The following is a 26415-nucleotide window of genomic DNA, read 5'->3' as shown; positions in this document are numbered from 1 at the left end:
CACCTCGTGACAATCCCCGCGCGCCACACTACATCGGCCCCATGACACAGGAATTGCATATTGTCGGCGGCGGAATGGCCGGATCCGAGGCCGCCTGGCAGGCGGCCAATGCCGGGGTGCGCGTGGTGATCCACGAAATGCGCCCCAAGGTGGAAACCTTTGCCCATAAGACCGGCAATCTGGGCGAGATGGTGTGTTCCAACTCCTTCCGTTCGGATGATGATGAACAGAACGCGGTGGGCCTGCTGCATTGGGAAATGCGTCAGGCGAATGGTCTGATCATGGCCACCGCCGACCGCCACCGCCTGCCCGCTGGCGGCGCGCTGGCCGTGGACCGCGACCCGTTTGCCGAAACCGTAACGGCGACCTTGATGGCGCATCCGAACGTGTCGGTCTCGTATGAAGAGGTCACCGCCCTGCCCGAAGACGGGAACTGGATCATCGCCACCGGCCCGCTTACATCCTCAGCGCTTGGTGCGGCCATTCAGGCGGAGACGGGCGCTGAAGCGCTGGCCTTTTTCGATGCCATTGCGCCGATCATCTATGCCGAAAGCATCGACATGTCGAAGGCATGGATGCAGTCGCGCTATGACAAGGGCGAGACAGAAGAAGAGCGCACCGCCTACCTCAACTGCCCGATGGACAAGGATCAATACGAGGCCTTCATCGACGCGCTTCTGGCCGCCGATAAGACAGAGTTCCACGAGGGCGAGACCGCAGGCTATTTCGACGGCTGCCTGCCGATCGAGGTCATGGCCGAACGTGGCCGCGAGACCCTGCGCTTTGGCCCGATGAAGCCCGTTGGCCTGACCAACCCGCATCAACCCGATGTCAAAGCCTATGCCGTGGTGCAGCTTCGCCGCGATAACGCGTTGGGCACGCTGTATAATATCGTCGGATTTCAGACCAAGATGAAATACGGCGCGCAGACGGACGTGCTGCGGATGATCCCGGGGTTGGAAGAGGCCCGCTTTGCCCGGCTGGGTGGCATCCACCGCAATACCTTCCTGAACTCCCCCACTTTGCTGGATGCGCAGATGCGCCTGCATTCCAAACCCCATATCCGCTTTGCCGGTCAGATCACCGGGGTCGAGGGCTATGTGGAATCGGCCGCGATGGGGCTGCTGGCCGGGCGTCTCGCCGCTGCCGAGATCATCGGCGCGCCAATGCCCGATCTGCCGCAGGACACGGCGCATGGTGCGCTGGTCCATCACATCACCGGCGGGGCCGAGGCCAAGACCTTCCAGCCGATGAACGTCAATTTCGGCCTTTTCCGTCCGCTTGACGGCATGAAGGGCGGACGCCGGGGCCGCAAGGATCGCTACAAAGCCTATACCGACCGCGCAAAATCCGCCTGGTCCGACTGGCTGGCCGCGCAGACATCGGTTTTGGCCTGAGCGCATGTTCGTGACCCGGTTCGCCCCGTCGCCCACCGGGCCGCTGCATCTGGGTCACGCCTATTCCGCCCTTCTGGCGCATGACATGGCGCGCGGGGTCGGTGGCCGTTTCTTGCTGCGGATCGAAGATATCGATGCCACCCGATGTCGGCCGGAATGGGAGGCGCAGATCCTGGATGATCTCGGCTGGCTGGGCATCACCTGGGACGCGCCGCCTCTGCGCCAGTCGGACCGCCTGCCCACCTACGCCGCCGCGCTGGATGAGCTGTGGCGCCGTGAGCTGATCTATCCCTGCCATTGCACCCGCCGCGACATCGCCGCCGCCGCAAGCGCCCCGCAGGAAGGCGGCGATCCGGTGATCGGGCCGGATGGAATCATCTATCCCGGCACCTGCCGCGACCTGCTGTCGCCCGGCTACGGTAGAGGGCCGCGCCCTGACGGAACGGCCCTGCGGCTGAACATGGCGCGCGCATTGGACAGTCTGGATGACCATCCGTTGATCTTCACAGAGACAGGCGCCGGACCTGATGGGGAAACCGGGCAGATACAAACCTCTGCGCAGGCGCTGCGCGCCGGTGTGGGCGACGTCGTCCTGTCGCGGCGCGACTTTCTCGGCTCTTATCACCTGTCTGTTGTTCTTGATGACGCCGATCAGGACATCACCTGCGTCATTCGCGGGCAGGACCTGTTCGAGGCGACGCCGATCCATGTCTTGCTGCAAAGGCTGCTATCGCTTCCCACACCAGCCTATCACCATCACAGTTTGATCCGGGACGACTCCGGCAAACGGCTGGCAAAGCGCGACAACGCCCGCGCCATTGCTGCGTTGAGAGACGCAGGCGCAACTCCCGAAACCATCCGGGCCCGCGTTGGCCTGCCCGCCGCGCAAAGCTGAGGTCAGCTTTCCGGCTTCATCAGCTCGACCTCTTCACCGTCCCGCACGGCTGTGTAGAAGCAGCTGCGGCGGTTGGTGTGGCAGGCAGGTCCGGTCTGGTTCACGACCACGAGCAGGCAGTCCCGGTCGCAATCGACCCGCAGATCGACAAGCTCCTGCACATGGCCGGAGCTTTCGCCCTTCACCCAGAAAGACTGGCGCGAGCGCGACCAGTAGGTCACGCGCCCCGTGTCCAGCGTGCGGGCGACCGACTCGGCATTCATCCACGCCATCATCAGCACTTCGCCCGTCCCCTCTTGCTGGGCAATGGCAGGGATCAGGCCGCGGTCGTCATAGACCAAAGTCGCAGGATCGAATGTCATCGGCAAAAACCCTTTTGCATTGACGCGTTGGACGCCTATTTATGAGGTTCTGATACGAAGGAAAAGCCATGCCCGGCGAAACGGACCTTATAAAGCTCTATTCCTCGCGCATCCTTGCGCTTGCAGCGGACATTCCGCATCTTGGCAGGCTTGATGCCCCGGACGCCAGCGTGAAACGACGCTCGCCGCTTTGCGGGTCGACCGTCACGGTGGATCTGATCATGAAAGACGGCAAGGTTGCCGAGTTTGCGCAGGACGTCAAAGCCTGCGCCTTGGGTCAGGCCTCTGCCGCTGTTGTCGGCGGGGCGATCATTGGCAGCACCCGCGCGCAGATCGAAGCCGCCCGCGACGCGCTCAAAGCCATGCTGAAAGAAAACGGTCCCGCGCCAGAGGCGCCTTTCGACGGGTTGGAGGTTCTGCGGCCTGCCCGCGATTACAAGAACCGTCATGCCTCGATCCTGTTGACGCTGGAAGCGGCCTGCGAGGCTGCGGAAAAAGCCGAACGGTCAGATTGCGCCTGACCGCTCACCGCACCGTCTCCCCCACCCCGGACGAAAAAACCGCCGCGCTTCCAGGGGAAGGCGGCGGCGAGTAGCGCTGTCTTGTGTCAGGCTCCGGACAGTCCGAACGAGGCGGGAACCTCAGGGGAGACGGAACAGGCAGTGTCAGTCAGGGCGCATCGAAGTTGGGACAGGATGCGGGACGATCCGGCACAAGGGCGCAGGCAGAAATTCAGACAAGACCGGGCAGATGCAGCGCACCCACCAGCATGATGACAAGGGCAACAGCACCGACAGCATCCTGAACCAGCGTCGCGTCGGAAGCATGGAGCGTGGATTTGACTTGCTTGATCATCTCTAACCCTCGTCGTTAATGTCTTGTTGCCTCTTTGTTCTCATATAATTAACCACAAGTAAAGAACTTTTTGAGAACAAAAGTGAACATTGCAGAACGGAAGCGGAAATTTGTAAGAGTTTTCAGGCCGTTCAGCCGACCGACAGAAGCCGGATCGCCTCGTCCTGACGCATCAGCCAAAGCAGAACGCGCGCCGCCTTTCCACGCGGGCTGTCCAGTGTCGGGTCCTCGGTCAGAAGCTTGCGGGCATCGGATTGCGCCACCGCCATCAGGGCGGCCTGCGCTTCCATATCGGCCACCTGAAACCGTGGCAGACCGGATTGCGCCGTGCCGATCAGATCGCCCGCGCCGCGCATTTCCAGATCAACCTCCGAGATGCGGAACCCGTCCTCCGTCTCTCGCAGGGTTTTCAGGCGTCTCTCGCCGGTTTCGCCAAGCGGCGACTGGTACATCAAGAGACAAGTAGAGGCCTTGTCGCCGCGCCCCACCCTGCCCCGCAGCTGGTGGAGCTGCGCCAGCCCGAAGGATTCCGCCCGCTCGATCACCATGATCGTGGCGTTGGGCACGTTTACCCCCACCTCGATCACCGTTGTGGCGACAAGAACAGAGGTCTCTCCGCGCTGGAACCGGGCCATGGCCGCGTCTTTTTCCGCCGGTGGCATCTGGCCATGTACCAGCCCGACGACGCCCTCGCCCAAGGCCGCCCGCAGATGCGCGAAACGATCCTCGGCCGAAGAGAGATCCGAAACCTCGCTTTCCTCGACCAGCGGACAGACCCAATAGGCCTGCCGCCCCTGAGCGATGGCGCCGCGAAGATGGTCGGTCACCTCGCCGATCCGCTGGGTCGAGATCATCGCGGTCTGAATCGGCAGCCGGCCGGGCGGCTTTTCGTCCAGCACCGACACGTCCATATCGCCATATTGCGCCAAAGCGAGGCTACGCGGGATCGGCGTCGCGGTCATCACCAGCACATCGACAGCCGCGCCTTTGCGACCAAGCTCCAACCGCTGGCGGACGCCGAACCGGTGCTGTTCATCGACGATGGCCAGCCGCAGATCCTTGAACACCACATCCGCCTGAAAAACCGCATGGGTGCCCACAAGGATCTGAATGTCGCCACGCGCGAGCGCCTCCAGCTTTGCCCGCCGTTCCGCGCCCTTGTCGCGACCGGTGAGCAGTTCCAGAACCACGCCCGCCTGCTCTGCCAGTGGCTGCAACCCTTCCAGATGTTGCCGTGCGAGGATTTCGGTCGGGGCCATCATCACGCCCTGCCCACCGGCCTCTACCGCGATCAGCAGCGACATGAAGGCAACCAGCGTCTTGCCGGATCCGACATCGCCCTGAAGCAGCCGGTTCATGCGTTCGGGGCGCTCCATATCGGCCTCGACCTCGGCGATCGCGCGGACCTGAGCACCGGTCGGCTCATACGGCAGATGCCGCAGTACCTTGTTGCGCAACCGGGCATCGCCGCGCGTCACAAACCCCTTCGACCGCCTGCGCTGCGCCCGCGCCAGGGCCAGCGTCAACTGATGCGCCATGAACTCATCATAGGCCAGCCGTTCTCGTGCAGGCGCGGTTGCGGCCAGATCGGCGAGCCATTCGGGATGATGGGCCGTCTCCACCGCCGCTTTCCAATCGGGCCAGCCTTTGACGGCCTTCTGTGCAGGATCGATCCATTCCGCCAGATCCGGCGCGCGCGACAGCGCATCGGCCATGGCCCGCACCATCAGCTTTTGCGTCACCCCCGCAGTCAGCGGATAAACAGGTTCAAAGGCCGGGATCTGGTCCGCCTCGTCAGGTGCAACCATGTGATCGGGATGCACCATCTGTGCAATCCCGTCGAAAAACTCGACCTTTCCGGACAGCAGCACCCGCTTGCCCTCTGGCAACATGCGTTTCAGGTAATCACCGCGCGCATGGAAGAACACGAGCTGAAAGCTGGTCTTCGCATCCTGAACATCGACGCGGTAAGCGCCTTTGCTGCGGGGGGGGCGATGCTGCCCCACCGTGACCTCGACCGTGATCACGCAGGGCAGATCCGCGCCCAGCACAGTTTCGCGCTGAACGCGGTCAATGCCGGAATGCGGCAGCGTGAACAGCAGGTCGCGCGGCGCCTCGATGCCCAGCCCTGCAAGATTGGCAGCCGTCTTCGGCCCGACCCCGTCCAGCCCCTTCACATCCGCAAAAAGCGGGAACAGAATTTCCGGCCGACCGCTCATGCCTGCCCGATAAGCGCCAGCCATTCGGCTTCGTCCATGACGGTAACGCCAAGCTCTTTCGCCTTCGTGGCCTTTGATCCCGCGCCGGGGCCCGCCACCAGAATATCGGTCTTGCGTGAGACAGACCCCGAAACCTTGGCGCCTAAAGCCTCGGCCCGCACCTTCGCCTCTGCCCGCGTCATCTGTTCCAGCGTGCCGGTAAAGACGACTGTCTTGCCCGCGACGGGGCTGCCATCGGTGTCGGGGCGGACGGCGTCTTCGACGGTCAGATGTGCGACAAGCCGGTCGATGGAGGCGCGCTCTGCCTCTTGCTTCATCGTGGTCACAACCGATTCCGCCAGCACCTTGCCCACGCCGTCAATGCCGATCAGGTCTTCCCAGGCCGGTCCCTCCAGATCCGCGGCGGCCCCCATCGCAGCTTCGAACGCGTCCCAACTGCCGTAATGCGTGGCCAGAGTGTTGGACGCGCTTTCGCCCACATGCCGGATGCCAAGCGCAAAAATCAACTTGCGCAGCGGAATATTCCGGCGCTCGTCGATGGCGTCGAAGAGGTTGCTCGCCGATTTGTCGCCCCACCCTTCGCGGTTCTTGAGCTGTTGCAGGCCGGACCCGTAGCGCGATTTCAGCTCGAAAATGTCGGCAGGCTCCTTGATCCAGCCATCCTCGTAGAACTGTTCAACCTGCTTGGCCCCCAGACCTTCGATGTCAAAGGCACCCCGGCTGACGAAATGCTTTAACTTTTCAACGGCCTGCGCGGGGCAGATGATGCCGCCTGTGCAGCGGCGCACAGCGTCGCCCTCTTCGCGGATCGCCTCGGACCCGCAACGCGGGCAGACGGTCGGAAACACGAAAGGCGCGGCACCGTCCGGACGTTTCGACAGATCAACATCCGCGATCTTGGGGATCACATCGCCCGCACGGTAGACCTGCACCCAGTCGCCGACACGGATATCCTTGCCGTCGCGGATCTCGGCGCCCGTGCTGTCGCGCCCGGCGATGTAATCCTCATTATGCAGCGTTGCGTTGGACACGACGACGCCGCCGACCGTCACCGGCGTCAGCCGTGCAACGGGCGAAAGCGCGCCCGTCCGACCGACCTGAATGTCGATAGCCTCCAACCGGGTCCAGGCAAGTTCGGCAGGGAATTTGTGGGCAATCGCCCAACGCGGCGTGGTGCTGCGAAACCCCAACCGCTGCTGCAGGGCCAGATCGTTCACCTTGTAGACGACTCCGTCGATATCGTAGCCAAGCGTCGCGCGCTGTGCTTCGATCCGCGCGTAATGGGCCAGCATTTCCTCGGGGCCGTCGCATAACAGCGTGAGAGGATTTGTCTGGAACCCCAGCGCCCCAAGCCGTTCGATCGCCCCTATCTGGGTATCTGCCAGCGGCGCGGAAAGCGCACCCCAAGCATAGGCAAAGAAACGCAGCGGCCTTTGCCGGGTGATATTGGAATCAAGCTGGCGCAACGACCCGGCGGCAGCGTTTCGCGGATTGGCGAATTGCTTTTGGCCCGTTTCGGCCTGGCGGGAATTGAGCGCCTCGAAATCGACATGGCTCATGTAAACTTCGCCGCGCACTTCGATCAGATCCGGCGCGTTTTCAAGCCGCTCGGGGATATCGTCTATGGTCAGCGCATTGGCGGTGACGTTCTCGCCCACTGCGCCATCACCACGAGTCGCGGCCTGAACGAGCTTGCCCCGCTCGTAGCGCAGAGACAGCGAAAGCCCGTCGATTTTGGGTTCCGCCGTATAGTGAAGAGCGTCACCTTCGGTGAGGCCAAGGTAACGTCTGATGCGCGTGTCGAAATCACACACTTCTTCGCGGTCAAAAGCATTGCCAAGCGACAGCATTGGCACCGCGTGGGTGACCTTGGCAAATTTTTCGGCAGGTGCGGCACCGACCTGTTCGCTGGGGCTGTCGGGGCGCTTGAGTGCGGGAAACCGCGCCTCAATCGCGGCATTGCGCCGCTTGAGCTCGTCAAATTCAGCGTCGGAAATCTCCGGCGCATCTTTTTCGTGATAGGCGATATTGGCCGCGCCAACCTTCTGCGCGAGGCGCTCCAACTCCACCCGCGCCTGATCTTCCGTCAGGTCCTCGACCGCAATCTTGTCCGTCACGCCTGTCCACTCTCTCTGCGCATGCCCGTTCGGGCGTCAGGTCACAGTGATAGGGGCGGCGCGCCGACAGGTCCAGAGCCGTCAGGCGCCGATAGCGAGGCGGGTGCCGCCGACAACATCGGGTTCGGGATCACGCAGGACATAACCACGGCCCCAGACGGTCTCGATATGGTTTTCATCGCCCGTGGCTTCGGACAGCTTCTTGCGCAGCTTGCAGATGAACACGTCGATGATCTTCAGCTCGGGCTCGTCCATGCCGCCGTAAAGATGGTTCAGGAACATCTCCTTGGTCAGCGTTGTCCCCTTGCGCAGGCTCAGAAGCTCCAGCATCTGGTATTCCTTGCCGGTCAGATGAACAGACTTGTTGTCGACCTCGACCGTCTTCGCGTCCAGGTTGACGGAAATCTTGCCAGTCCGGATGACCGATTGAGAATGCCCCTTGGACCGCCGGATGATGGCGTGAATCCGCGCGATCAGCTCTTCGCGGTGGAACGGTTTGGTCAGGTAATCATCGGCCCCGAAACCGAAGCCCTTGATCTTGCTTTCCGTGTCATCCGCCCCTGAAAGAATGAGGATCGGTGTCTCGATCCGCGCCATGCGAAGCTGACGCAAAACCTCATGTCCGTTGAGATCCGGCAAGTTCAGGTCAAGCAGGATGAGATCGTAATCATATAGCTTTGCCAGATCGATCCCCTCTTCGCCCAAATCTGTGGCGTAGACGTTGAGATTGGCATGGGTGAGCATCATCTCGATACTCTTGGACGTCGCGGGATCGTCTTCCACCAGCAGAACGCGCATCTAAATATCTCCGTTTGGTAACCCTTCAAAACCGAACCTCGGCGAAATTGGTTAACTGCCCGTTACTATAGACGCGATTTGGCGACACGCAACTCATGGTTGTCGGAATCTCTGTATTGCTGTGGCTTTCAGGGCCTCTTCTCCGTGGTTGGCCAGGGCACGGACCCATTCCAGCAACTCGTCGTCGCTGAGCGAATAGCGTATCTTCGCCGCCTCCTGCGTCAGCAGCCCGTGCGCCACGGCGCGAACCACGGCCAGTTTGCGCGACGCCACCCATCGTCTTGTGTCAGGTGGCGGCAGATCCGCAAGGGTCATCACCTGACCATCAGGCAAGGTTACCGTCCGTGGACCATCTACCTTTTTCAGGAACATCGTCTTTCCCTTCTCGTTACGAAGGGGAACTTGGCGCGCCGCGACTTAAGGGACTATGAAACCGCCCCTTGAGAGTATCTTGCATTTGCCTATATTTCGCGCGAACCCCCAAGGAAAATGATATGCCCCTCGAGACCCCGCTCAATTCGCTTGGCTTTGCCAAGGCCCCTGCCGACACACGCGTCGTCGTTGCCATGTCCGGTGGCGTCGACAGCTCTGTCGTGGCCGCGCAACTGGCCGAGGAAGGCTATGACGTGGTGGGCGTGACGCTACAGCTTTACGATCACGGCGCGGCTCTGGCCAAGAAAGGTGCCTGCTGTGCAGGGCTTGACATCCATGATGCGCGCCGCGTGGCCGAAGAGATGGGATTTCCCCACTATGTGCTTGATTATGAAAACATCTTCAAGGACGCCGTGATCGACGAATTTGCCGAAAGCTATCTTGCCGGGGCGACGCCGGTCCCCTGTATCCGCTGCAACGAACGGGTGAAGTTCAAGGATCTGCTGGAAACCGCGCGCGATCTGGAGGCCGATTGCATGGCCACCGGCCACTACATCCAGCGCAAGAACGGCGCCTTGGGGCCAGAGCTGCATTGCGCCGAAGACGCCAATCGCGATCAGAGCTATTTCCTGTTCTCCACCACGCCGGAGCAGCTTGATTACCTGCGATTCCCTCTGGGCCATTTGCCGTCCAAAGGGGCCACGCGGGAACTGGCCGCGAAATATGGGCTGGCGGTTGCGGACAAACCCGACAGCCAGGACATTTGTTTTGTCCCCAATGGCGACTATGCCAGCGTGATCGAAAAACTGCGCCCCGATGCGATCGATCCCGGCGACATCGTGCATGTGGACGGCCGTGTCCTTGGGCGGCACGAGGGTGTCATCCGCTACACGATCGGCCAGCGCCGCGGGTTGCAGATCGGCGGCCTGAGCGAGCCACTCTACGTGGTCAAGCTGGACGTGGACACGAAGCAGGTGATCGTCGGACCGAAGGAAATGCTGGCAACCCGCCTTATCCCTGTGCAAGAGATCAACTGGCTCGGCGACGAGCCCTTCGAGAGCCGCGATGAATGGCATGTATCGGTCAAGGTCCGCTCCACCCGCCCCCCGCGCGAGGCGATCATCCGCCCCATTTCCGCAACGGAAGCCGAGGTCGAACTGCTCTCGCCCGAACAGGGCGTGGCACCGGGGCAGGCTTGCGTGTTCTATGAAACCGACGGCACCCGCATCTTTGGCGGCGGCTGGATCTGGAAAGGCGCCTGACGCGCCTCTCTACCCATTCGCGCGGGCGCAGCATCCCTGTGCTTCGGCGGCAGATCGCAAGTCCTAACGAAGCCCACCGGCAATGTCCGACAGAACCCCGCGCAGCCAGACATGGGCGGGGTGGAAATGCGTTCGCGTCGTCCAGACCAGATCAATCTGAAACGGGGCCGGGATCGGGCAAGCCACGACACGCAGCGCCTTGCCGATCCGGGCCGCCACCCGGCTGGGAAGTGTCGCGACCAGATCACTGCCCTGAAGCATGTCCCGAAGCCCCGCGGGGCTGGAAACCGTCAACATGGGACGCATTTCAAGCCCCCTCTCGTCCATCTCCAGAAGGTAGGGCGAGCGCCAGTTGCCGCCGTAGCTTACAACGACATGCCGGGCGGACAGGTAATCCTCCACGCTCATGCCCGGCGTTTGGCCAAGCGGGTTGCCCGCATCCATCACGCAGACATAGCGTTCGTCCAGCAATGTGCGGCAGTAGAAATCCTCGCCCTCGGGACGCAGCGGACCGATCAGCAGCTCCGCCTCGCCGTTTTGCAGCTGCGTGATCCCCTGCGCGGTCGAGGTGATGGTTTCCAACCGCACATTCGGCGCCACGGCACGGATCCGGCGCACCAGACTGGGCAGGATCACCACACGCTCATAGTAGTTGCACGAGATGACAAAGCTGCGCGAAGCCGTTCTGAACTCGAAATCCTCAGGCTGTGTCAGCTTCTCGAACGAGGCAAGCAGGCGCGCGGCCTCCCCCACGATGGCCTCGCACCGCTCTGTCGCCATCAATGTGGTGCCCTGCCGAAAGAACAACGGGTCGTCAAAGGCGCGACGCAGCTTGGCGACCGTATAGCTGACGGCGGACTGGTTCACGCCAAGCATCTGTGCCGCGCGGGTGAAAGACCGTTTTTCGTGCACAAGGCAAAGCGTCTGAAGGGCCAGAAAATCAAGCCCCAGAAAGTCCGGTCGCGCCATTTCCAATGCTCCTGATCCTGCGTGGCATCAGATTAAATTTTCTGATGGGGTCAATCAACTCCATCTGATTGTTGGATAGGATGCTTGCGTCTATCATCGTCCAAAACGCTCCTGAAAGGGGCTTTGGGGAGGAAGCCTTCATGCCACTCGCACCCGTTGACAGCAGCATCACCATTGCAGAGCTTACCCGCGCGCCCTACCCGATCTACAAGCGGCTGCGGGCAACCGCGCCCGTGCTGCGGGTCGAAGCCACCGGGCGGACCTTTCTGACCAAGGCGGCCGATACGCGGGCGGTGAAGGACAATCCGGAGCTCTTCAGCTCTGACGATCCGGGCACCCCGATGGAGCGCGCCTTTGAAGCGCATACCCTGATGCGCAAGGATGGTGAGGCGCATCTGCGCGAACGCAACGCGATGATGCCGACCTTTTCGCCCCGCAACCTCAAGACGATCTGGTCCCCGTCTTACGAGCGGCATGCCAGCGCCTATCTGGATCGCCTGCCCAAAGGCGAACCCGTTGATCTTTTCCCGATGCTGGCTGGGCCACTGGCCGCGCGCATTCTGGCCGAGGTGCTTGGGCTGCCGGAGGCGAGCGATGCCGACATGCAGCGCTGGTCGCAGGCGCTGATCGACGGGGCGGGCAATTTCGGCTGGGCGGATGAACCGTTCGAGCGGGCCGCCAAGGCCAATATCGAGATGAACGCGGAAATTGACCGGATGATCCCGCTGCTGAAGGAAGAACCGGATCAATCGGCGCTTTCGGTCATGATCAATGCCGATGATCCCATCCCGAAAAGCCAGATCCTCGCCAATATCAAGATTGCCATCGGCGGCGGCATCAACGAGCCGCGCGACGCGCTTCTGACCGTTCTTTATGGGTTGCTGACCAATCCCGAGCAGTTGGAGCAGGTCAAACGCGAGGAGAAATGGTCAGACGCGTTCGAGGAAGCCATCCGTTGGGTCGCCCCGATCCAGGCCAGCTCTCGTCGCGCAACCGAAGACACGGAACTCCGCGGTGTCACCATCCGCAAGGATGACGTGCTGATGACGATACAGGCCTCTGCCAACCATGATGAAGACCTGTTCGAGGATGGCGACATGTTCAACGTCTTCCGTACCCGCCATCCGCATCAAAGCTTTGGCAGCGGCCCGCATCACTGTATGGGAACGCATCTGTCGCGTATGACCGTGGCCAAAACGCTTTTGCCGATGCTGTTTGACCGCTTCCCGAATATCGAACTGCTTGATCCGGCAAAGGTGGTGTGGTCGGGGTTCGGATTTCGTGGTCCGCTCAACCTACCAGTGCGCCTGAACTGACGACCTGTCCGCGCCGGGCACAGAAAAAACCGAACCAGCGGGCACAGGCCTTGCAATGCCGCCTGTCGGTGACGCCAGTCAGCAGCTGACCGCAGGTTTGCGCGGCACATCCGCTCAACAATCTACGCGGCTAGGCAGACGGAGGGGGCTTGTGCTCTTCTGTGACCAGTTCGAGCAGGTCAAGCAGGGCTTCGTAATTCTCGTCCCCCAGCCGGGCCTTGATCGCCACGGCAATGGCGGCCGCCTCTTCGCGGTTCTGCTCGATCACGTCCAGACCCTGCGCCGTGATCGCCAATGTCTGGCGCCGCCGATCAGTGCTGTGCTGAGTCCGGGTGATCAGCCCCTTGTCGGACATCGTTCGCAGGATACGGCTGAGGCTGGGCAGCAGCAGGCTGGCGCGTTCGGCCACATCGGTGGTGTCCTGCGGGCCGCATTCGTCCAGTACCCGCAGCACCCGCCATTGTTGTTCGGTCAGTCCCGAGGCCGCGAGCATGCTGCGAACGGGCGCCATCACGGCTTCGCGCGCGCGGATCAATGCGATCGGAAGCGATCGGCTGGTCGATGGCAACTTGTTGTTCACTATGCGCGCCTCCGGGGCTTTCGCGGACATTGGCATTTGCGTCATGTTATGGTGTGACGTTGACATCGCAAGGCGAATTAATTAACATCGCAACCATATAGGGGTTCGGGTGAGGTCATGCCGCATTTCCAGATCGACTATTCGGCGAACCTCGAATCCCGGGTCGATATGGCGGGCCTGTGCGAAGAAATCCGCGCCACCGCCGCCGGGATTGACGCCTTTCCGCTGGCAGGCATCCGTGTCCGTGCAATCCGGGTTGATCACTACGCTATCGCGGATGGAAATCCCGAACACGGCTTCGTTGACATCTCGGTTCGTCTGCGTGCCGGGCGCGCGCCAAAGACCAAGCAGGACGCAACGCAACGTATCTTTGACGCGGCACAGGCGTATCTGGCCCCGGCGATGCGCAACCATCCCATCGCCCTTTCGCTGGAAATGCGCGACATCGACCCCGATCTGTCCCCCAAGGCCGGAACGATCCGCGACCACATGAAAGGGTCCGAATGACCGCGCTGCAACAGAATATCGCGAAGCTGGAGCGCCACCTTGCCCGCTTCGCGAAGACTGGCATTCGCAACCGCATCGGCGGAGAGGACAGACCCGGCTCTGGCGGCACTTTTCAAACCATCTCCCCGGTCGACAAAACGGTGATTTGCGATGTCGCGCGCAGCACCGCGGCGGATGTCGACGCGGCGGCCGAGGCGGCAAGAGCGGCCTTTCCGGCGTGGCGCGACATGCCCGCGACAGAGCGGCGGCGCATCCTGATCCGGGTGGCCGACGCGATCGAGGCGCGCGCCGAGGAAATCATGCTGTGCGAGTGCTGGGACACCGGGCAGGCACTGCGTTTCATGTCCAAGGCGGCGTTGCGTGGCGCGGAAAACTTCCGGTATTTCGCGGATCAGGTGGTTCAGGCCCGTGACGGTCAGCACCTGCAATCCCCCACCCTCATGAACATCACCGCGCGCGTGCCCATCGGCCCCGTTGGCGTGATCACGCCGTGGAACACGCCTTTCATGCTGTCCACCTGGAAGATCGCCCCCGCGCTGGCCGCAGGATGCACGGTGGTCCACAAACCGGCAGAGGATTCGCCGCTGACAGCGCGGCTGCTGGTCGAGATAGCCGAAGAGGCGGGCCTGCCGCCGGGCGTGCTCAACACGGTGAACGGCTACGGCCATGAAGCGGGCAAACGCCTGACCGAACACCCCGCCATTCGCGCCATTGCCTTTGTCGGAGAAAGCAGGACGGGCAGCGAGATCATCAAACAGGGGGCGGACACGCTGAAGCGGGTGCATCTAGAACTTGGGGGCAAGAACCCGGTGATCGTGTTTGACGATGCCGATCTTGACCGTGCGCTGGATGCGGTGATCTTCATGATCTACTCGATCAACGGCGAGCGCTGCACCTCTTCGTCGCGGCTGCTGGTGCAGGATACGATCCGCGATGCGTTCGAGGCCAGGCTGGTCGATCGGGTGAACAGGATCAGGCTCGGTCACCCGCTTGACCCTGAAACCGAGATCGGCCCGATGATCAGCAAGGCGCATTTCGACAAGGTCACCTCTTATTTCGACACCGCCCTGCAAGACGGCGCGACCATTGCTGCGGGCGGCACCGCGCAGGAACACAACGGGTATTTCGTGCGCCCCACCCTGTTTACCGATGCCACCAACGACATGCGCATCGCGCAAGAGGAAATCTTCGGGCCGGTCCTGACATCGATTCCGTTTTCAACCGAAGAAGAGGCGCTGGAGATCGCCAATGACACGGCCTATGGTCTGACGGGCTATGTCTGGACCAACGATCTGACCCGCGCGTTGCGCTTTACCGACAGGCTGGAGGCGGGCATGATCTGGGTGAACTCCGAGAATGTGCGCCATCTGTCCACCCCTTTCGGCGGCGTCAAGAACAGCGGGATCGGGCGCGATGGCGGCGACTGGTCCTTCGAATTCTACATGGAGCAAAAGCATATCGGCTTTGCCACCGGCCACCACAAGATCCCGCGCATGGGCGCCTGATGGCCCCGCCTGACAGGAGATCCCGATGCCCGTCCCCGCACCGAACCTCTACCCGGATTTCAACACGCTCCGCCTGAGCCATGTCTGCCTGAACGTGTCAGATCTTGCCCGGTCGCGCCGGTTCTACACCGAAATCCTGGGCTTTCAGGTGACCCATGAAAGCGACACCCATGTCTACTTGCGGGCGATGGAAGAGCGCGGACATCACTGCGTGATCCTTCAGGCCTCGGACCGTCCCGGCACGGTCGAAATGCTTGGGTTCAAGACGTTCGACGAGGCTGATCTTGACCGCGCCGATGTCTATTTCAAGGCGCGCGGCCGTCCGACGCAATGGGTTGAACGCCCCTATCAGGGTCGCACGCTCCGGACCTCTGACAATATTGGCATCCCGCTGGAATTCTATCACCGGATGGACCGCCTGCCCCCGATCCATCAGCAATACGCGCTATATCGCGGGGTAAAACCGCTGCGGATCGACCATTTCAACGTCTTCTCCAGCAATGTCGATGACAGCGTCGCCTTTTACAGCGATTTCGGCTTTCGCGTGACCGAATATACCGAGGACGAAAAGACCGGGCGGCTATGGGCGGCGTGGATGCACCGCAAGGGCGGCGTGCATGACATGGCCTTTACCAATGGCTCCGGGCCCCGGCTGCATCATGTGGCGTTCTGGGTGCCGACGCCGCTGAACATCATCGACCTGCTCGACCTGATGGCAACGACGGGCCATGTCGCCAATATTGAACGCGGACCGGGGCGGCATGGCATCTCCAACGCGTTTTTCCTGTATATCCTCGACCCAGACGGTCACCGGATCGAGATCTACTGCTCTGACTACCAGACCGTCGATCCTGACCTTGAACCGATCAGGTGGGATCTGACGGATCCGCAGCGCCAGACGCTTTGGGGCGCGGCCGCCCCGCGCAGCTGGTTCGAGCATGGCACAGAATTTGTCGGGGCCGAGGTGCGGGCGTCAGAGCTTGACGCCTCGCCCATCATTGCCCCCTGACCGGCCAAGGAGAGACCAGATGCGCTTTGCGACCTACAAGGCCGAGGGGGACACATTCTACGGGGCGGTCACCGATGCGGGCGCGATCGCGCTCAGCCCCGATTTTCCGCAGTGGCCCGGCCTCTTCGACGTCGTGGCACAGGGCGGGCTGGATGCGCTGGTGCAGGCAGCCAGGGGCCGCCCCGTCACGCATGACCAGATCACGTATGAGATGGTCCTGCCTGACGCCCGCCGTATCCTCTGCGTCGGCGTGAATTTTCCTGACCGGAATGCCGAATACAAGGATGGCTCTGCCCAGCCCAGATTCATGTCGCTTTTTCCACGCTTCGCCAGCGGCTTTACCGGCCATGACCGGCCATTGATCCGGCCACCGGAAAGCCATGCGCTGGATTATGAAGGCGAGGTTGCAATCGTCATCGGGAAAGCCGGGCGCAGGATCGCTGCGAAAGACGCTTATGATCACATCGCCGCCGTAACGATCTGCAATGAGGGCACGATCCGCGACTGGGTCCGCCACGCCAAGTTCAACGTCACGCAGGGCAAGAACTGGGATCGTTCGGGGGCCATGGGGCCGTGGCTGGTGCCCTTCACCGACCCCGCCCAGTTGGACGGCGCCTGCATCAAGACGCGCGTCAATGGCGAGCTGCGACAGGATGACAGGCTCGCCCGCATGATCTTTCCCATCCGCGAACAGATTGCCTATATCTCGACGTTCATGGCCTTGCAGCCCGGCGATATCATCGTGACCGGCACCCCGACCGGTGCAGGTGCCCGGTTCGAGCCGCCGCGCTACCTCGTGCCCGGCGACGTGGTCGAGGTTGAGGTGAACGGCATCGGCACCCTGCGCAACACGGTCGCGGACGAGGTTTCATGACGCCGCAAGATCACGCCAAGGCCGCGAAGGCATTGATCCGTGCCGAGGAAACCGGGCAGCAGATCGGCCTTCTGACGCGCCAGTTCCCCGAAATGACGATGGATGACGCCTATGGGATTCAGGGCGCATTGATCCAATCCAAGCTGACTGCCGGGCGCCGCGTGATCGGCTGGAAGATCGGTCTGACCTCCAGAGCGATGCAGTCCGCACTGGGCATCGACATCCCCGACAGCGGCGTCCTTCTGGACGACATGCTGTTTGAAACAGGTGCTGCCGTGCCCGAAGGGCGTTACATCCAGCCCAGAATCGAAGCAGAGATTGCGTTTGTGATGAAGGCGCCGCTAAGCGGCAAAAACATCAACCGCGCCGATGTGATCGCGGCGACGGATCATGTCGCCCCCGTACTGGAAATCCTCGACACGCGCATCATGCGCGTTGATCCGGAAACGGGTCGCCCGCGCACCGTTCTGGACACGATCAGCGACAACGCGGCCAATGCCGGTCTGGTCCTTGGGTCAGAGCGCCACGCGGTGGATGCGCAGGATCTGCGTTGGGTCGGCGCCATCATCAGCCGCGACGGTGTCGTCGAAGAAACCGGGCTGGGTGCCGGAGTGCTGAACGATCCGGTTGAAAGCGTGGTCTGGCTGGCCCGGCGCATGGCCGGGTACGGGCAGCGCATCGAGCCTGGGCAGATCATATTGTCGGGCAGTTTCATCCGTCCCGTCGAATGCCCCTCTGGTGCGCGAATTCATGCGGATTTCGGCCCGTTCGGCACTGTGGATATCACGTTCGAATGACGTTCGCCGCGCGCGTTCTGCTTTCGATGGCGGACACGCATGACGCAGGCTCAAGGTTCGATTTCGACGTGGGGTGGCGCTGACAGATCCGCAAGGATCGGGCAGTCGGGCCGGTCATCCCCCGCGCAGGCATGGACCAGCCGGGTGAGCGTGTTGCGCATTGCCGTAAGCTCTGCAACCTTCCGGTCGATCTCTGCCAGATGCTGTTTCGCGATCTGCTTGACCTCTGCGCTGCTGCGTTCGGTATCCTCGTAAAGCCGCAACAGTCCCCGGCAATCCTCGATCCCGAAGCCCAGCGCCCGCGCCCGTCCGATAAAGGCCAGCTTGTGCAGATCCTGATCCTGAAATGCGCGGTAGCCATTGGCGCTCCGGCGCGGCGTGATCAGCCCTATGTCTTCGTAATAGCGGATGGTCTTGGCCGGAAGGCCCGACCGTTTGGAAACATCACCGATATTCATCGCATCCTCCTTTACTCTGCCGCCAAAGGTTCCGTGCGCGGGCTGGGCACTGGCGTGCTTTCCCCTTCCGCCATCAGCGGCGCAATCCGGCGCAGGCGCAGCGCATTGGTCAGAACAAAGACAGAAGACAGCGCCATTGCCCCTGCCGCAAGTACCGGCGAAAGCAGCACCCCGAAGGCCGGGTAAAGCACCCCCGCTGCCACTGGTATCAGCGCGGTGTTATAGCCGAAGGCCCAGAAGAGGTTCTGCCGGATATTTGCCATGCTGCGGCGCGACACTTCCACCGCGTTGACCACACCGCGCAGATCACCCGACATCAGCACGACATCGGCGGATTCAATCGCCACATCGGTGCCGGTTCCGATGGCAATCCCCACATCCGCATGGGCAAGCGCCGGTGCATCGTTAATACCGTCGCCCACAAAGGCGAGCTTTCCTCCCCCTTCGCGCAAGTCCTCAATCGCCGCGACCTTGCCATCGGGCAACACGCCCGCGATCACGTGGTCGATCCCTGTCTCCCGCGCGATGGCTTCGGCTGTTTCGCGTTTGTCTCCGGTGATCATGGCGACCTTCAGCCCCATGCCATGCAGCGCCGCAATGGCGGCACGGCTCGACGGCTTTACCGGGTCAGACACCCCGATCACCGCCGCGACCTTGCCGTCGATTGCTGCGTAAAGGGCTGTGCGGCCACTGCGTGCAAGCTCCGTCTCTGTTTCGGCCAGTGCTGCGGTATCGATGCCCTCCTGCGCCATCAGACGATCAGCGCCGACAAGCACCTCTGCCCCGTCAACACGCGCCCGAACGCCGTAGCCGGTGATCGAGGTAAACTCTGTCACATGCGGCAGGTTCAGCCCCTCGACGCGGGCGGCGCGAAGGATGGCCTCGGCAATCGGATGTTCAGAGCGTTCCTCGACCGCTGCCACACGGGACAGAACCTCGGCACGCGAGGCACCGTCGGCAAGCGCGATTTCGGTCAGTTCCGGCCGGCCTTGGGTGACCGTGCCCGTTTTGTCCAGCGCGACGACGCTCACCTGTCCCAGTGTCTGCAGCGCATCCCCCTTGCGGAAGAGCACCCCCATCTCGGCCGCGCGGCCCGTGCCGACCATGATTGATGTCGGCGTGGCAAGGCCCATCGCACAGGGACAGGCGATGATCAGCACCGACACCCCCGCGACAAGCGCAAGCGTCAGCGCAGGATCCGGACCAAGGATCAACCATCCCAGCACGGTCAGTGTGGCCAGCCCCAGAACTGCTGGCACAAACCACAGGGTGATCCGGTCCACCAGCCCTTGGATGGGCAGCTTGGCGCCCTGAGCTTCCTCGACAAGGCGAATGATCTGCGCCAGCGTCGTGTCCGCCCCGACCCGCGTTGCGCGGAACTGCAAAGCGCCCGCCCCGTTGACGGTGCCGCCGGTAACCGTGTCGCCCAGCGCCTTGGCAACGGGCAAGGGTTCACCGCTGATCATGCTTTCGTCGACATGGCTCTCGCCATCGATCACCTCACCATCCACCGGAATGCGGTCGCCGGGGCGCACGACGACGATGTCACCGGCGTTCAGCGTGTCTATGTCCACCTCTGTCATCTGGCCATTGCGCAGAACGCGCGCGGTGCGAACCTGCAACCCGACAAGTTTGCTGATCGCAGCCCCCGTGCGTCCCTTGGCCCGCGCTTCCAGCCAGCGCCCGATCAGGATCAGCACAACGATCACGGCGGCTGCCTCGAAATAAACGGCACGGACAGCATCGGGTAGAAGACCGGGCAGGAAGGTGGCAATCACGGAATAGGCGTAGGCAGCCCCGGTTCCGACAGCGACGAGGCTGTTCATGTCCGGTGCTCCCTTCAGCAGCGCCGGAATGCCCTTGAGGTAGAATTGTCGCCCGGGCCCCGCCAGCACGGCGGTTGTCAGAACGAACTGGATTAGCCAACTGGACTGATGGCCGATGCTGCGCCCGATCAACGCGTGCATGCCGGGGATCACGTGGCTGCCCATTTCCAGCAGAAAGACCGGCAGCGCGAGGGCTGCGGCAATCACCACCCGGCGGCGAAGACCCTGCGCTTCTTCCTCTTTTCGCGCGGTCTGGCTACCCGTGGCGCTGGCCTCGGCGACTGTGGCCGGGTAGCCCGCCTCCTGCGCGGCCCGTAAAAGCCCCTCTAGATCGACCGCCCCTTCCAGAAAGGTCACCCGGGCCGTTTCTGTCGCCAGATTGACATTGACCGCCAGAACACCCGGAACGGCGGACAGCGCCTTGTCCACCCGGCCCACGCAGGACGCACAGGACATCGAGGCCACATTCAGCACGACCTCTGCCCGCCGGGCGGGATAGCCCAGATCATCGACGGTCTGCGCGGCAAGGGCCAGTGTCTCAGGTGTATCGACCGTCAAATGCGCGCGCTCGCTTGCGAGGTTGACCGAAACCCCCTCGACACCGTCAAGTGCCGCCAAAGCACGGTCAACACGCCCCGCACATGACGCGCAAGACATGCCCTCGATGGACAGGATCGCTTGGGTTTTCCGGGTCATTTCGGGCTCCGTCGTCTGTGTCGACCTTGCAGATAAGGGTTCCAGTCACTGTAAGGTCAAGGGGGCGAGGTGAGGAATCGCCATACACCCCCGATTGGCGGGCTTTTACGGCTGCGCCCTCTTGACCTTCCACCAACGGGAAGGCCCAACTGACAGTAAAGCCTTAGGATAGAGAGCCCAGATGCAATTCAACGTCCCCGAGATGAGCTGCGGCCACTGCACCGCTGCAATCGAAACATCCATCAACGCGGTCGACCCGGACGCCAAGGTGACTTGCGACCTCGCGCAGAAACGGGTCAAGGTGGCAAGCGCCCTTTCGCAAGCGGACGTGGAGGCTGCAATCAGGCAGGCGGGCTATGACGCCGCCCTCGTGCCGGGCGGATGATCCGGGGCAGACATCCCTTCTTGCGAGCGCGCACGCCCCTTGTCTGCAAGGGGCGAAGTGGGTCGTGATTGCGCGGCGCACTTTCCTGATCGGCGCTACCGCTGCCGCCCTTGGCATTCCTTCTGTGAGGGCTGTCTACAGTCGGCTCGCGCCCCTGCCGGAGTTTGAGGATATTCAGGACCCGCCGGGATTTCGCAGGGTGGCGGAGGGGCCGGTCTCGCTACGCGGCAATATATGGGTCGGGCTGGACGAGGAGGATGCCGCGCCCAGCCGCGCCAGCATCGCATCGGTGCGGGCCGATCTGTGCCATGCGCTGTTCGGGGAGGTCGGGTCACCACCCCATGTGAGCATCGCGTCATTCTCTGACTATTACTGCCCCTACTGCCGAATACAGACAAAACACCTGGCAGAGCTTGCATCTGATCCAGCCAGCCAGATCCGGATCACATGGCACGAGTTACCTCTGCTTGGCCATGCGTCGAACGTGGCGGCCCGCGCGGCTTTGGCAGCAAAGAGACAAGGTGCCTACCCGCAGTTTCATGACCGCCTGCTGGGCAGCCCGTTTCAGCCGACGCCAAGCTACCTCAGGTCTGTGTCCGACGAAATCGGCCTTGATGCGGACCAGTTGCTGACAGACATGGCCAGCCCGGACATCCGGCAAGAACTGGAGCGCAGCGCAGCCCTTGCGGAAATTTTTGCACTGATCGGCACGCCTGCGATGGTCATCGGCCGCACGGTCGTGCAGGGGCGCATCCCCGACCGCGTCCTGTTGAAGATCATCGATAACGAACGCCGCACCGGTTGGGCCCAGGTTTGCCGCCAGACTGCGTGACGTGACGGGTGTTTCGCCACGACGTGCAACCTTGCGCCTTCGTCCGGCGTTCCTTGCATTCAGCCCCCGGGTGATCCGCCCTTCACGGGGCTTGACGCCACGCTGACCAAAGTAAACAAGGGCAGTCAGGCCGCCCGCAACACGCATCTGCCGGGTGCCAGCACCGCCGATCAGGAGAACCTCATGAAGTTTCGTTTCCCCATCGTGATCATTGACGAGGATTTCCGCTCTGAAAACTCATCGGGGCTGGGGATCCGTGCGATGGCCGAGGCCATCGAGAAAGAGGGATTCGAGGTTCTGGGCGTCACGAGCTATGGCGATCTTTCGCAATTCGCCCAGCAGCAATCGCGTGCAAGTGCCTTCGTTCTGTCCATTGACGACGAGGAATTCAGCCCCGGCCCCGACCTTGATCCGGCGGTGGTGAACCTGCGTACGTTCATTGAAGAGGTCCGCTGGAAAAACGCCGAGGTGCCGATCTACATCTACGGCGAAACCAAGACCAGCCGCCACCTGCCCAATGATATCCTGCGCGAACTTCACGGCTTCATCCACATGTTCGAGGACACGCCGGAATTCGTCGCGCGCCATATCATCCGCGAGGCCAAGGGCTATCTTGAAAGCATCCAGCCGCCGTTCTTCCGGGAACTGCTGGATTACGCCGAGGACGGGTCCTATTCGTGGCACTGCCCCGGCCATTCCGGCGGCGTGGCCTTCCTGAAAAGCCCGATCGGCCAGATGTACCACCAGTTCTACGGCGAAAACATGCTGCGTGCGGATGTGTGCAATTCGGTCGAGGAATTGGGTCAGCTGCTGGATCATAACGGCGCCATCGGCGCGTCAGAACGCAACGCGGCCCGCATCTTCAACGCCGATCACTGTTTCTTCGTGACCAACGGCACCTCGACGTCGAACAAGATGGTCTGGCACCACACCGTCGCGCCCGGTGATGTGGTTGTGGTGGATCGCAACTGCCACAAATCCATCCTGCATTCCATCATCATGACCGGCGCCATTCCGGTCTTCCTGAAACCCACCCGCAACCATTTCGGCATCATCGGGCCGATCCCGCAAAGCGAGTTCGAGATCGAAACGATCAAGGCCAAGATCCGCGCCAACCCGCTTTTGTCCGACGTTGATGCAGAAACGGTCAAGCCGCGCATCATGACGCTGACACAATCGACCTATGATGGCGTGCTCTACAACACCGAGACGATCAAGGACATGCTCGACGGGTATGTCGAGAACCTGCATTTCGACGAGGCCTGGCTCCCCCATGCCGCCTTCCATCCGTTCTACGGCAATTTCCACGCCATGGGGCGCAAACGTGACCGGCCAAAGCATTCCGTCACCTATGCCACGCAGTCGATTCACAAGCTGCTGGCCGGGATCAGCCAGGCCAGCCATGTGCTGGTGCAGGACAGTCAGGACACGCCGCTTGACCGGCACCTGTTCAACGAAGCCTACCTGATGCACAGCTCCACCAGCCCGCAATACAGCATCATCGCCAGCTGCGACGTGGCCGCCGCGATGATGGAGCCGCCGGGTGGCACCGCCCTGGTCGAGGAAAGCATTGACGAGGCGCTGGATTTCCGGCGCGCCATGCGCAAGGTCGACGAGGAATATGGCGACGCGGACTGGTGGTTCAAGGTCTGGGGACCGGACGACCTTATCGAGGAAGGTATCGGCCGGACCGAAGACTGGGTGCTGGGCAACACGGATGCTGAAGGGATGCGCAAAAGCGACGGCGCGGAATCCTGGCACGCTTTCGGCGACATGGCGCGTGGCTTCAACATGCTCGACCCGATCAAGGCGACGATCATCACGCCGGGTCTGAACATGGACGGCCGGTTCGAAGAGACGGGCATCCCGGCCTCCATCGTCACGAAATACCTTGCCGAACATGGTGTTGTGGTCGAGAAAACAGGACTTTACAGCTTTTTCATCATGTTCACCATCGGCATCACCAAGGGCCGCTGGAATACGCTTCTGACCGCGCTGCAACAGTTCAAGGATGATTTCGACAAGAACCAGCCGATGTGGCGGACAATGCCGGAATTCTGCGCCAAGCAGCCGCGCTACGAAGGGATGGGCCTGCGGGATCTGTGCCAGCACGTCCACACGCTTTACGCCAAAAACGACGTCGCAATCCTGTCGACAGAGATGTATCTCAGCGACCTGACCCCTGCCATGAACCCGTCCGAAGCGTTCTCTCATATCGCGCGGCGGACCACGCAGCGCGTACCGATCGACGCGCTGGAGGGCCGCATCACCACAAGCCTCGTCACCCCCTACCCGCCGGGCATCCCGCTGCTCATTCCCGGCGAGGTGTTCAACCGCAAGATCGTTGACTACCTCAAGTTCAACCGTGAATTCGCCCGCGAATGCCCGGGGTTTGAAATCGACATCCATGGGTTGGTGCAGGAGCAGGACAAAGACGGCACGATAAGCTACTTCGCCGATTGCGTGGCTGAATGAAGTAGCGCCACTTGTCATCGGGAAGCCCGTTAGTGGCCGTTTAGATGCAGGTTTCTCGGACGCCATGCTCGTCGTTTGGGTAGCGCGTGGCGTTGCCTGGCGTCGGAGAAGCGCTCAGGCGGGAAATCGCGGGGTTGGTCTTGGTGGGCCGGTTGTTGTTATGGGGATTTGGGCTGTGGGCTTGGCATGGGGCTGATCTGGCGGCGCGGTTGAATGGCCCGTATTGCGCTCAGCGCGGTGTCGGTTTGACCCGCATTTTGACGGTATGCGTGGTGTTTTCCCGGAGCCATTGATTTTTGCCGCGTCGATGATCTGATCAGTGTATGACGATGGGTTCGCAGGTGGCATCGGCTGCGGCTGATGGTGTCTTTGGTTATGTCTGGCGCGCGCTTCATGCTGCGGCCCTTGCTGATGTTGGCGGTGCTCTGGGGTGTTGGGCAGGCGCGAAGGTGTCGACGATGATCAACCGTCCCCCGCAGCATGGGCATGGCAGAGCGAGGATCCTGGGTGATTGATCATTCTCGCCTTCACTTGTGTCTTTGCGATTTGGAGGCTGATCCCCGAGCAGTTCCCTGATTCTTGCGACATTTGCGGCGCGGTTGCCATTTCCGAAGAAGCCATAGTGGCGGATGCGGTGCTGGCCTTTGGGCAGAACATGCATCAGGAACCTGCGGATGAACTCGTTGATCTTCAGGGTTATGGTTGTGTGTCGGCCCGCGCCATTGACGCGGTAGTTCTTGACCTTGAAGGTCACGCTGCCCGCATCGAACCGGACCAGGCGACTGTTGGATATCGCGATGCGGTGGGTGTAGCGTGATAAGTAGGCCAGCACCGCTTTGGGTCCGGCGAAGGGTTCCTTAGCATAGACGACCCAGTCGATATTGCGCAGTGGTGCCAGCATGGCCTCGAACGCGGTGCTATCGGCCAGGCCGGCGTGGTCACCAAAGAAACTGAGCCGCCCGGTTCGGTGCAGTTTGGCCAGCCCTTCCAGAATGAGCCGCCGGTAAAGGCGGGACAGCACTCGCACGGAGAGGAAGAAGTTCTTGCGGCTGGTGATCCACCTGGTGCCATCGGTCGACAATCCACCACCCGGTACGATCATGTGGACATGGGGGTGGTGCGTCATTGCTGATCCCCAGGTGTGCAGCACTGATGTAATGCCGACGCGCGCACCAAGGTGCTTGGGATCGGCGGCGATCTTGATCACGGTATCCGCGCTCACGCGCATCAGCAGATTGTAGATCTCGCGCTTGTTTTGGTGGGCGATGTCAGCAACCTGTTTGGGCAGGGTGAAGACCAGGTGAAAATATCGCACGGGCAGCAGTTCGACCTCCCGTGCCGCCAGCCATACCTTTGCAGCCCCCGCCTGGCACTTGGGGCAGTGCCTGTTCCGACAGGAGTTGTAGGAGATGTGAACCGCCCCGGGTTTACCGGAGAGTTTCTGGTTCAATGATTAGGCTACTTTTTCGACCGCGTTCAAGTTTGCATAGAAGGCCTCCTCTGCTTCTTGCGGCGTGACGTAGCCAATGGCGCTGTGCAGGCGGGTGTTGTTATACCAGTCGACCCATTTCAGGGTTTCCCACTCGACCTGGCCAACGGATTTCCAGGGGCGGAGGAACTTGATGACCTCGGTTTTGAATAGGCCGATGATGCTTTCGGCCAGAGCGTTGTCATAGGAATCTCCGACGCTGCCGACTGATGTGTCGATGCCGGCCTCTGCGAGCCGCTCAGTGTATCGGATCGACAGGTATTGGCTGCCTCGATCACTATGATGGATCAGTTTGTCAGCCTCAGACGGCGCCCTCTGGCAAATAGCCTGGTTCAGGGCGTCCAAGACGAAACCGGTCGTCATCGAGGTCGAGACACGCCAACCGACGATCTTGCGGGCGAAGACGTCGATGATGAAAGC

At 61.9% G+C, this 26415-nt stretch carries 24 protein-coding genes and 1 pseudogene; 13 read left to right on the top strand and 12 right to left on the bottom strand.

All coding sequences use genetic code 11. From position 1 onward, the window contains the following. The first annotated feature begins 41 nt into the window (after window positions 1–41). Window positions 42–1397 (top strand): methylenetetrahydrofolate--tRNA-(uracil(54)-C(5))-methyltransferase (FADH(2)-oxidizing) TrmFO, encoded by a 1356-nt coding sequence (trmFO, locus tag EDD52_RS19695; RefSeq protein WP_132248190.1) that lies wholly within the window; start codon window positions 42–44, stop codon window positions 1395–1397. Between the two features lie 4 nt (window positions 1398–1401). Then, complete coding sequence (gene gluQRS, locus EDD52_RS19690) at window positions 1402–2292, top strand: tRNA glutamyl-Q(34) synthetase GluQRS (RefSeq protein WP_132248188.1); 891 nt, start codon at window positions 1402–1404, stop codon at window positions 2290–2292. Window positions 2293–2294: 2 nt separating this feature from the next. On the opposite strand, the gene hisI is transcribed toward gluQRS, so the two are convergent. Next, complete coding sequence (gene hisI / locus EDD52_RS19685; protein WP_132248187.1) at window positions 2295–2654, bottom strand: phosphoribosyl-AMP cyclohydrolase; 360 nt, start codon at window positions 2652–2654, stop codon at window positions 2295–2297. Between the two features lie 68 nt (window positions 2655–2722). On the opposite strand from hisI, the gene EDD52_RS19680 reads away from it, so the two are divergent. Then, the gene (locus tag EDD52_RS19680) at window positions 2723–3175 is read left to right on the top strand and encodes an iron-sulfur cluster assembly scaffold protein (RefSeq protein ID WP_132248185.1); all 453 of its coding nucleotides are present in this window, start codon (window positions 2723–2725) and stop codon (window positions 3173–3175) included. A gap of 211 nt (window positions 3176–3386) precedes the next feature. Here EDD52_RS19680 and EDD52_RS24300 read toward each other — a convergent pair whose 3' ends face one another. The 5 genes from EDD52_RS24300 to sciP all read right to left on the bottom strand — a co-directional run bounded on the left by EDD52_RS24300 (window position 3387) and on the right by sciP (window position 9015). Continuing rightward, entirely contained in the window at window positions 3387–3509 is a 123-nt protein-coding gene (locus EDD52_RS24300; protein WP_279389278.1) for a hypothetical protein, read from the bottom strand. A gap of 131 nt (window positions 3510–3640) precedes the next feature. Beyond that, on the bottom strand, window positions 3641–5728 hold the full coding sequence (recG, locus tag EDD52_RS19675) for an ATP-dependent DNA helicase RecG (RefSeq protein ID WP_132248257.1): 2088 nt from the start codon (window positions 5726–5728) through the stop codon (window positions 3641–3643). Then, window positions 5725–7845: an NAD-dependent DNA ligase LigA gene (gene ligA, locus EDD52_RS19670; RefSeq protein ID WP_132248183.1), complete on the bottom strand. Its 2121-nt coding sequence runs from the start codon at window positions 7843–7845 to the stop codon at window positions 5725–5727. Before ligA ends, recG begins: the two co-directional genes overlap by 4 nt. Window positions 7846–7926: 81 nt before the next feature. Continuing rightward, a complete protein-coding gene (ctrA, locus tag EDD52_RS19665) occupies window positions 7927–8643 on the bottom strand; it encodes a response regulator transcription factor CtrA (protein WP_132248181.1) in 717 nt (238 codons plus the stop codon). 93 nt (window positions 8644–8736) lie between these two features. Continuing rightward, on the bottom strand, window positions 8737–9015 hold the full coding sequence (gene sciP, locus EDD52_RS19660; protein WP_132248179.1) for a CtrA inhibitor SciP: 279 nt from the start codon (window positions 9013–9015) through the stop codon (window positions 8737–8739). A gap of 122 nt (window positions 9016–9137) precedes the next feature. Between sciP and mnmA the strand changes: the two genes are divergently transcribed. After that, window positions 9138–10277: a tRNA 2-thiouridine(34) synthase MnmA gene (mnmA, locus tag EDD52_RS19655; protein ID WP_132248177.1), complete on the top strand. Its 1140-nt coding sequence runs from the start codon at window positions 9138–9140 to the stop codon at window positions 10275–10277. Window positions 10278–10340: 63 nt separating this feature from the next. On the opposite strand, the gene EDD52_RS19650 is transcribed toward mnmA, so the two are convergent. Then, window positions 10341–11246 carry a LysR family transcriptional regulator gene (locus EDD52_RS19650; RefSeq protein WP_132248175.1) on the bottom strand — a complete coding sequence of 302 codons (906 nt, stop codon included), beginning with the start codon at window positions 11244–11246 and terminating at the stop codon, window positions 10341–10343. Between the two features lie 140 nt (window positions 11247–11386). On the opposite strand from EDD52_RS19650, the gene EDD52_RS19645 reads away from it, so the two are divergent. After that, window positions 11387–12562, top strand: coding sequence for a cytochrome P450 (locus EDD52_RS19645; RefSeq protein WP_132248173.1), 1176 nt, complete (start codon window positions 11387–11389; stop codon window positions 12560–12562). Window positions 12563–12692: 130 nt separating this feature from the next. Here EDD52_RS19645 and hpaR read toward each other — a convergent pair whose 3' ends face one another. Next, complete coding sequence (gene hpaR, locus EDD52_RS19640; protein ID WP_132248171.1) at window positions 12693–13142, bottom strand: homoprotocatechuate degradation operon regulator HpaR; 450 nt, start codon at window positions 13140–13142, stop codon at window positions 12693–12695. A 117-nt stretch (window positions 13143–13259) separates the two neighbouring features. On the opposite strand from hpaR, the gene EDD52_RS19635 reads away from it, so the two are divergent. The 5 genes from EDD52_RS19635 to hpaH are packed head-to-tail and all read left to right on the top strand — an operon-like array spanning window position 13260 to window position 17834. After that, window positions 13260–13649 (top strand): 5-carboxymethyl-2-hydroxymuconate Delta-isomerase, encoded by a 390-nt coding sequence (locus EDD52_RS19635; protein WP_132248169.1) that lies wholly within the window; start codon window positions 13260–13262, stop codon window positions 13647–13649. Then, window positions 13646–15154, top strand: coding sequence for a 5-carboxymethyl-2-hydroxymuconate semialdehyde dehydrogenase (gene hpaE / locus EDD52_RS19630; protein ID WP_132248167.1), 1509 nt, complete (start codon window positions 13646–13648; stop codon window positions 15152–15154). The genes EDD52_RS19635 and hpaE overlap by 4 nt, the downstream gene beginning before the upstream one ends. 25 nt (window positions 15155–15179) lie before the next feature. Then, a complete protein-coding gene (hpaD, locus tag EDD52_RS19625; RefSeq protein WP_132248165.1) occupies window positions 15180–16163 on the top strand; it encodes a 3,4-dihydroxyphenylacetate 2,3-dioxygenase in 984 nt (327 codons plus the stop codon). 19 nt (window positions 16164–16182) lie between these two features. Next, window positions 16183–17037, top strand: coding sequence for a fumarylacetoacetate hydrolase family protein (locus EDD52_RS19620; RefSeq protein WP_132248163.1), 855 nt, complete (start codon window positions 16183–16185; stop codon window positions 17035–17037). Further along, the gene (gene hpaH / locus EDD52_RS19615; protein WP_132248161.1) at window positions 17034–17834 is read left to right on the top strand and encodes a 2-oxo-hept-4-ene-1,7-dioate hydratase; all 801 of its coding nucleotides are present in this window, start codon (window positions 17034–17036) and stop codon (window positions 17832–17834) included. Before EDD52_RS19620 ends, hpaH begins: the two co-directional genes overlap by 4 nt. Before the next feature lie 50 nt (window positions 17835–17884). On the opposite strand, the gene cueR is transcribed toward hpaH, so the two are convergent. Continuing rightward, window positions 17885–18292, bottom strand: a complete 408-nt coding sequence (cueR, locus tag EDD52_RS19610; RefSeq protein ID WP_132248159.1) for a Cu(I)-responsive transcriptional regulator — start codon at window positions 18290–18292, stop codon at window positions 17885–17887. Window positions 18293–18303: 11 nt separating this feature from the next. After that, window positions 18304–20814, bottom strand: a complete 2511-nt coding sequence (locus tag EDD52_RS19605; RefSeq protein WP_132248157.1) for a heavy metal translocating P-type ATPase — start codon at window positions 20812–20814, stop codon at window positions 18304–18306. 181 nt (window positions 20815–20995) lie between these two features. Here EDD52_RS19605 and EDD52_RS19600 point away from each other — a divergent pair, with 181 nt between their 5' ends. The 3 genes from EDD52_RS19600 to EDD52_RS19590 all read left to right on the top strand — a co-directional run bounded on the left by EDD52_RS19600 (window position 20996) and on the right by EDD52_RS19590 (window position 24506). Then, on the top strand, window positions 20996–21199 hold the full coding sequence (locus EDD52_RS19600) for a heavy-metal-associated domain-containing protein (RefSeq protein WP_132248155.1): 204 nt from the start codon (window positions 20996–20998) through the stop codon (window positions 21197–21199). Beyond that, window positions 21171–22031, top strand: coding sequence for a DsbA family protein (locus EDD52_RS19595; protein WP_132248153.1), 861 nt, complete (start codon window positions 21171–21173; stop codon window positions 22029–22031). Before EDD52_RS19600 ends, EDD52_RS19595 begins: the two co-directional genes overlap by 29 nt. 183 nt (window positions 22032–22214) lie before the next feature. Further along, window positions 22215–24506: an arginine/lysine/ornithine decarboxylase gene (locus EDD52_RS19590; RefSeq protein WP_132248151.1), complete on the top strand. Its 2292-nt coding sequence runs from the start codon at window positions 22215–22217 to the stop codon at window positions 24504–24506. Window positions 24507–24897: 391 nt separating this feature from the next. On the opposite strand, the pseudogene EDD52_RS19585 reads toward EDD52_RS19590, so the two are convergent. Both EDD52_RS19585 and EDD52_RS19580 read right to left on the bottom strand, forming a co-directional pair. Beyond that, window positions 24898–25923, bottom strand: a pseudogene (locus tag EDD52_RS19585) (IS91 family transposase); the annotation flags it as partial. Between the two features lie 36 nt (window positions 25924–25959). Further along, on the bottom strand, window positions 25960–26415 hold a 456-nt coding region (locus EDD52_RS19580), incomplete at its 5' end, for an IS3 family transposase (protein ID WP_132248149.1).

Origin of the sequence: Primorskyibacter sedentarius, assembly GCF_004342065.1 — a bacterium.
In the GTDB taxonomy this organism is placed as follows: Bacteria; Pseudomonadota; Alphaproteobacteria; order Rhodobacterales; family Rhodobacteraceae; genus Primorskyibacter; species Primorskyibacter sedentarius.
The sequence above is the reverse complement of the archived record's forward strand: the minus strand, read 5'-3'. Positions and strand labels throughout refer to the sequence as shown.